General features: G+C 40.3%; 5 protein-coding genes. All 5 read right to left on the bottom strand.

Features of this window, described 5'->3' with window-relative positions:
* Positions 1 to 11: 11 nt before the first annotated feature.
* The 5 genes from H5715_RS05515 to H5715_RS05495 are packed head-to-tail and all read right to left on the bottom strand — an operon-like array spanning position 12 to position 7,011.
* Positions 12 to 1,001: an outer membrane lipoprotein-sorting protein gene (locus H5715_RS05515; RefSeq protein ID WP_075187484.1), complete on the bottom strand. Its 990-nt coding sequence runs from the start codon at positions 999 to 1,001 to the stop codon at positions 12 to 14.
* On the bottom strand, positions 994 to 3,537 hold the full coding sequence (locus H5715_RS05510; RefSeq protein ID WP_075187485.1) for an efflux RND transporter permease subunit: 2,544 nt from the start codon (positions 3,535 to 3,537) through the stop codon (positions 994 to 996). Before H5715_RS05510 ends, H5715_RS05515 begins: the two co-directional genes overlap by 8 nt.
* A 57-nt stretch (positions 3,538 to 3,594) precedes the next feature.
* Positions 3,595 to 5,430, bottom strand: a complete 1,836-nt coding sequence (gene fabD, locus H5715_RS05505; RefSeq protein WP_075187486.1) for an ACP S-malonyltransferase — start codon at positions 5,428 to 5,430, stop codon at positions 3,595 to 3,597.
* 58 nt (positions 5,431 to 5,488) lie between these two features.
* On the bottom strand, positions 5,489 to 5,749 hold the full coding sequence (locus H5715_RS05500) for an acyl carrier protein (RefSeq protein WP_075187487.1): 261 nt from the start codon (positions 5,747 to 5,749) through the stop codon (positions 5,489 to 5,491).
* 26 nt (positions 5,750 to 5,775) lie between these two features.
* Positions 5,776 to 7,011, bottom strand: coding sequence for an aminotransferase class I/II-fold pyridoxal phosphate-dependent enzyme (locus H5715_RS05495; protein WP_075187488.1), 1,236 nt, complete (start codon positions 7,009 to 7,011; stop codon positions 5,776 to 5,778).
* Positions 7,012 to 7,015: the final 4 nt, after the last annotated feature.

Here is a 7,015-nt window from a genome sequence, read left to right as displayed (position 1 = left end):
TGCTTCGTAACTCAGCGGGAAGAGGATTCCTGCATATTATCTGCCACTTTCAAATCACCTAGTGAGTTCAAAAAATTCTCCCGAAAAACTGAATCACTAAGAATTCTCTGCGTTAGATACTCATCATCTATATCAAGGTTGTAAGTGACGCCAGTGTATTGAATTAATGAAATTCGGCTCGTTTTTATATTTCTCATCGTTTGCTTTTTAACTGTCCAAATACCTTCGATATTTTCAATATCTGAACTTAAGCTGGTCTTGAGTAGCTCGCCATTTAGCTCATAAAAATCTTCTTTAAGAACGACATAGTTTTCTCTGTCAACCCACTTCACTCTCTTTAGATAATTGGATTTTTTGGCGCGTTCCAAATTTGGTTTTTGCTCAATAACAATGGCATCGTGCCCGGAAAATTCAGATTCCTCAATAATTGTATAGTGGTACTCTTCAATCTTTTCCTTTTCCATGTCCTCTAGAGCAAATTCGCTTCCGAACAACGATCCTTTTTTCGGTGCATCTGCAGATGACGCGACACGTTTCACTTGATCCAGCTCCGGAAGATACAACCATTGATCTGCATCCTTTCCGCTACTGGTATAATCATACTGTAAAACCCCAATCCCATATTCGGCAACCGGAGAAACGATTAGCATCAAGCCTTTACTGTCGCGCAAATTATCACCGTAACTCTTTGTTAATGACTTAACGGTTTTCTTCCTTGGCTTCGATGAACAGCTTAATGAATTATTTTTCATTCGGTAAGGGCATGTCATAAGCGATATAGTACTGACCTCTGTATGACCTACATAGCGATCAATAACTTTCGCCATGATCCCATTAACGTCTAGACTGCCTTGTCTATCCGCGTTAGACGTATCCTCACTTCTTGTCATATCAGTTTCAGTTTCTACTTTTACATCGCCGATTTTTGTTATTTCAGGACTGGAAGACGCCATACAAGAAATCGAAATCGAAATCAGCAATAGAGGCAGAGTTTTAAACATTTGAAGATTCTCCTAATTGGGACGATAGCTCTTCGGTATTCACCAGAGATTCCGAGATCTTTTTACGAAAGAATAAAATACATATTGAAGGTATAAGTATGATGTCAGACACAAGAGCGCTCATTATTGCTATTGCACTTAGGTACCCAAAAGCCTGGAATGAAGCGTCTGAACTGTATAGCATCGTTAGCAATCCGCCGGACAATACAATTGATGTAAACCCGAGAGGGCTGATTATTTCTCTTAACGTTACCTTGGTCGCGATGTTTATATCACTATTCTGCTTCAATAAAGCTCTAAGTTTGTTAATAAGATGAATAGAATCATCTACAGCTATTCCAAGAATTATCGGAGCCACAATCATCGTAAATTGGTTCAATTCCAAGCCTAACCACCCCATAACCCCAAATGTAATAACTACGGGCACCACGCTCGACGTTACCGCTAGTAAGCTCAGCGAAAGTGATCTAAATACAATAATTAATACGATTGAGATTATTGATAGCGTAATGGCGAAACTGGAAATCTGTGAATGGGCAATCCGATCAAATAAATGCATAAACGTTACTACACCGCCCGCGTTTATTAATTCGATATTGGGGTACCGGTCTTTTAACGGCTCAAATATCTCAATTAGCCACTCATTACCTTTTGCAACCAATTCAACATAATCCGTCGAACCAGAGTTTCGAACCATAAAGGCTACGCGGGTTGCATCGAATTCATCCGATATTAGTCGTCTTCTCTCGTCCGGTGACACATTATTGAATAGAAAAAGAAGCTGGCTAATCTCACCTGGTGATTCAGGCATACGATAACTCGCTATATTGCCATCATGTAACTGTTGGTTAACTCTCTTCATTACATCCGCAATTGAAATTCCGGTAACCACAAGATCGGGAAAAGCCGTTTGAACGCGATTTTGAAATTGCTCGATCTTCAGTAGTACCTGATCATCGTATAGAGCATTGTCTGAATGAAGATCTATCATAAAATCGATATTTTGAGTGCCGCCCATGTTTTTGTCGGCTATCTCGAAGGCTTTACGGATATAGGAGTCGGGCTTATAGCTTTCTATTACATTGGTATCCACTTTTAAATCTTTTATGCCCAACCCTACCGCTATTATGAGAAACGCAAAACACGCCACTATAAAACCAGACTTCTTTGAGACAAGGTTATATATAGCATCGGCAACTCTATATTTTTCGGCGGCGCCACCAGCCTTCAATTTATGAACTTTAGGAGACCAGAATGATAGAAATATCGGTAGCAATGTGATGGTGACAAAAAATGCCATCATAATACCCACGGCACAGAAATAGCCAAAGTTGGCGATCGGAATCGAGGGTTTCACAACCCAGAGCGAGCCAAAGCCAATAATGGTAGTTAACGAGCTGTAAAAACAAGACAAGCCTGCCTTTTTGTAGGCGTTACTAATACCAACGGCATCAGTATCTCCAACAGACCTTTGATAGTTGTAGGTCGATATGAGGTGAACAGCATCGGCTACGCTGATTAATATGATGAGTAATATCATCGGATCGCTCAAGCTAGAGCTTGGAACTCCCGACCAACCAATAAAACCTAGCGTGAGCAACACGGCCAATACAACGATAGTTGCCGGCCATATAACCCCAGCGGGGTGTCTAAACAAGACAAGTAAAAGAATCAAAATAATCAGAAACAAACCAAGAAATATTACCGGCATTTCTTGATCAAGTACGTCAGTTTGAAAATACACAATCTCGGGAAGCCCGGCATAATAAACGTCGAGATCATTTTCAATTCCAGCCTTTAAGACCTCATTACGTACCGCTTGCATGTAGAAATAGTACGCATCGTAGTCTTTAGTTTCTTCCTCTACATATTCGTCCTTTAACTCAGAATCGTCTTCGACAAAGGTCCAATCCATACCGACAACGTCCGAACTATCAACCAAATCGAGTGCTTTTCTGGATGACTTCAATTCACCAAAATCTGTTTTTATCGATATAGCACCATATTGAGAATCTTTGGACATGTAAGCTAAAACAATCTCTTGATTTCCAAGTGCAGATTTCCGTAACTCTTCTTGACCAGATTTAGTCTTCGGGATATTTGGACCGATAAATTCTTTGGTATATAGGTTATTACCTACCACATTTGTTACTTGAATATTGACGAGCGAAATGACTTCTCGTGTATGATTTAGTGGTGATTCTGGGTTTTGTTGTATATCTGATCCAAAATCAGCAAGCTCATTATGAAGCCTACTTAAGGCCGTCAGGGAGCGAGTGGAAAATATATCGCCATCTTTTGCCTTGTATACGATATAAACGTCTTCATTGCTTCCGAAAGTTTTATCAAACTTATTTTGGTTTTTAAATATCTCAGAATCCTTTCCAAACCATGCTTTTAGGCTGTCATCCTTCTGTATTTTTCCCGCACCAACAAACGATAAGCCAATAACAATGACGTAAAAAATCCCTATGAACAGCCGGTATTTTCTAGCCCAACCAGGAATATGTCCAAAAATTTTGTCAATATTTTTCATCGAAGAGTATCTCACCAAATATAGATCGAATAGTTACACTACGTATTTCAGAAATTATTATGTAGTTCCAGATATCACGGAGACCATTTTATTCAAAGTATCTCTATTTTTTCCAAATTGATTTACGGCGTAGTGGTGATCTTCATGTTTACCAAAACGACGATCTAGGAATGAGGCTAAGGATGCAGTTGGACTGAGGTCTACAAATCTATATTCTCCAGACTCCTTCAAAACCCCAGCTATACCGTTAAAGTTGACCTGCTCTCGAATAGCCTTCCATAAATGCTCAGAATCCACGTCACTGAGATGGCCGGACTTAATTGGCGAATACATCCGTATATTCGGCGCAGACATTTCAATATTGTCTACGATTTTCGTAAAGGGTTCTTTGATTGTCTCAATATGGTGCGAATGGAAAGAATGAGCGACGGGGAGAACAAGTGATAGGACACCTCTAGATTCCAAACGACGTTTTGTCGCTAATATTTCATTTTTCTTTCCACTTACAATAAAATTGTCATTGTAATTAATACATCCCATTGTGACATTCGCGTAGTCATCGAGATGCATGTTGTAGTCTTTAACATCCGCTAGAACGGCGAGCATACTACCGTCTCTGGCATGCTGCTTTAAAAGCTGTGCCTGCTTACAAACCAAAGTGAGACCTTCGTTAAACGTTATAGAACCAGCTATTGTCGCAGCAACATATTCTCCTAAACTATAACCCATGACAGCGGCAGGCCTTAACCCTTGCGACTCCAATTCCTTGGTTAGGCAATAGCCAAAGCTATAAATGGCTGGATGAGTAATCAAAATATTTTCAACATCAACTTCCTCTGGATCTTTTTCGTAGAACTCATGCACAATGGAAACACCAAGAATATCATTTACCATAGAATCACATTGCATCATTGTTTTTCTGAAAACGTTCTGTGTTTCAAACAACTCATGACCCATTCCCAAATAATGAAATCCTTGTCCTCCGTACATAAATAGAAGGTTATTTTCGGCTGTTGGTATAGTTTCTTCCTTTTGCGAAACTTCGGAAAGATCATTCTTTATGATACTTGTTAACTTTGTTAGAACTAACCCAGGCCCAACCTCTTCAATATTCTCATACCCATTTTTTATCATCCATATGACGGTATCGTGCCATCGAACGGATCCGGTTATCTGATTCGCGAGTTGCGTCTCATATCTTATCTCCGGATATAATTCAGCTGTGAGATTTTCAATAACGGGAATTTCGAGGGACCTAAACTGAAAGCCGCGCAAATACAATGAAAACTCTTCTCTTGCATCGTTCATATAAGTCGAATGAAAAGCGGCGCTCACATTTAAAGGGACAACTCTTGCACCACTCTTTTCAAATACCGATGTACTTTCAAGTAACGCGGCTTTATCGCCAGACAAAATAGTCTGCTTTGCGGAATTTATATTAGCAACCTGAATATTTTTATTATTCAGGGAACGCAATATGGTCTCCACTTTTTGGATATCGATACCTAGCACCGCCAACATACCGCCTTGATCGGCCTTGGCCATCAATTCACCACGCTTTTGGACTATTTTTAGACCCGTTGAAAAGTCAAAAGCTCCGGCAGCCAATAAAGCGTTGTACTCTCCAAGACTATGGCCCGCTACAACGTCGGGCTTTATCGAACTATCTTCAATTTTTGCGGCATATGTTAGGGCATTTACCGTATAGAGGGCCGGCTGTGTAAAGTCAGTTTTGTTCAAACATTTTTTGGGATCATCTAGGCACAACTCCTTAATAGAATATCCCAACATTGAATCAGCCATCTTTACGAGCTCTGGAAATCGATCAAAATATTCAGCGCCCATACCCAAGAATTGCGATCCCTGCCCGGGAAACACATATGCTGTTTTCATCGAACTACCCTCTTACGGTGCATTGCATCTATTAACACGATCAAACAACGTTAAAGTACTACGCGGTTTGAAGTTCTGTCTTATTTTCCAAGACATCCAATACATCCTGAACGGTATAGATATCTCTTTTGTTAGTGTCTGGGATAGACAAGGAGAGCTGCTCCTCTAGGTCGTACCAAATTTCTAACATCTCTCGAGAATCTATACCCAGGTCTCCACCAAGATGAAAATCCGTTGCAATGATATCTGCGGAAAAGGCTGTTTTCTTAATATTGTTAACCACACTAAAAAACGTATCGAGTGCATTGTCACTATTCATACTAAAAGCTCCTAGGTTTTATCATCTCAAATTGATTTACTTGTCGAATCGATTAGATCAACTACTCTATCCATCTCTTCTTTTGTATGGGTAGACATAATAGAAAGCCTCAGCCGCTCCAATCCGGGCGGAACCATCGGGTATTCCATTATATTTGCAAACAAACCTTTTTTGAAAAGCTCCTTATTAAGTTGTCTTACATGGCCGTCTTTCCCGAAGAAAATTGGTATGATTCCTGATTCACCACGCAAAATATTGAATCCAGCTGCCTCCAGAGAATCCTGCATATAAACAACATTTGAATGCAAGTTCTGAACGTGTTCTGGCTCGTTCTCTAATAGATCCAACGCAGCAGAAATCGCTGCAATTGTCGGCTGCGCTAAACCGGACGTAAAAACGTAGGGGTACGAAAAATTACGCAAGAGAAAAATCAACTCCTTGCTTCCGGAGACAAAAGCTCCTTGCGCTCCCAAGGCTTTACTGCAGGTGGACATACGCAAATCGACCTGACCAATAAGATCCAAATATTCTAGAGTTCCTTTACCCGTTGCTCCGACAGTACCTAGACCGTGAGCATCGTCCAAAATAGTGATAACATTGTTAGCCTTACAAATCTTCAGGTATTCGGCAAGTTCAATAATAGTTCCATCGATAGAGCGGACACCTTCGACGGTCGAGAATATCTGTTTATCTTCGCCTTCTCGTTCGCGAATTCGTTTAACAATATTTTCGAAATCTACAAGATTTTCTGGGTCGAACGAATAGAACGGAACCCCGGTCATTTTTATCGCGTTAATGACACTTGCATGACTATTTTTATCATAAACGATCACATCGTTACGGTTCATTAATCCACTTACCCAGCACAAATTTGCCATATACCCGCCTGGGAGCAATACTGCATCTTCATGGCCCGCAAGCTTAGCCAAACGCAGCTCTAGCTCTTTGTGTTGTCGAGTGTAACCGGAAAATGCAGGACTACCGCCCGAGCCAATACCATACAAATCAATTGCATCCTTTACTCTTTTCTTTACGTATGGATGATTTGAGAAACCAAGATAACTATTAGAGCCAAAAATTAGGACCTCATGAAACTCATCTGAATACAAATCCTTGTATTTCATTATTTTGTCCACTGGCGCGAACCCTTCTCGTCCCATCATGTAGCCGTTATCTAATTCCTTTAAATAAAAAGAATATTGTTTCGACAATCTTTCTTTGAACGGCATGCGTTCGAGTTCGATTAATCCGCGAGAATCCACTATG

The organism is Teredinibacter haidensis (assembly GCF_014211975.1).
Taxonomy (GTDB): Bacteria; Pseudomonadota; Gammaproteobacteria; order Pseudomonadales; family Cellvibrionaceae; genus Teredinibacter; species Teredinibacter haidensis.
This window is presented reverse-complemented; position numbering and strand designations above follow the sequence as displayed.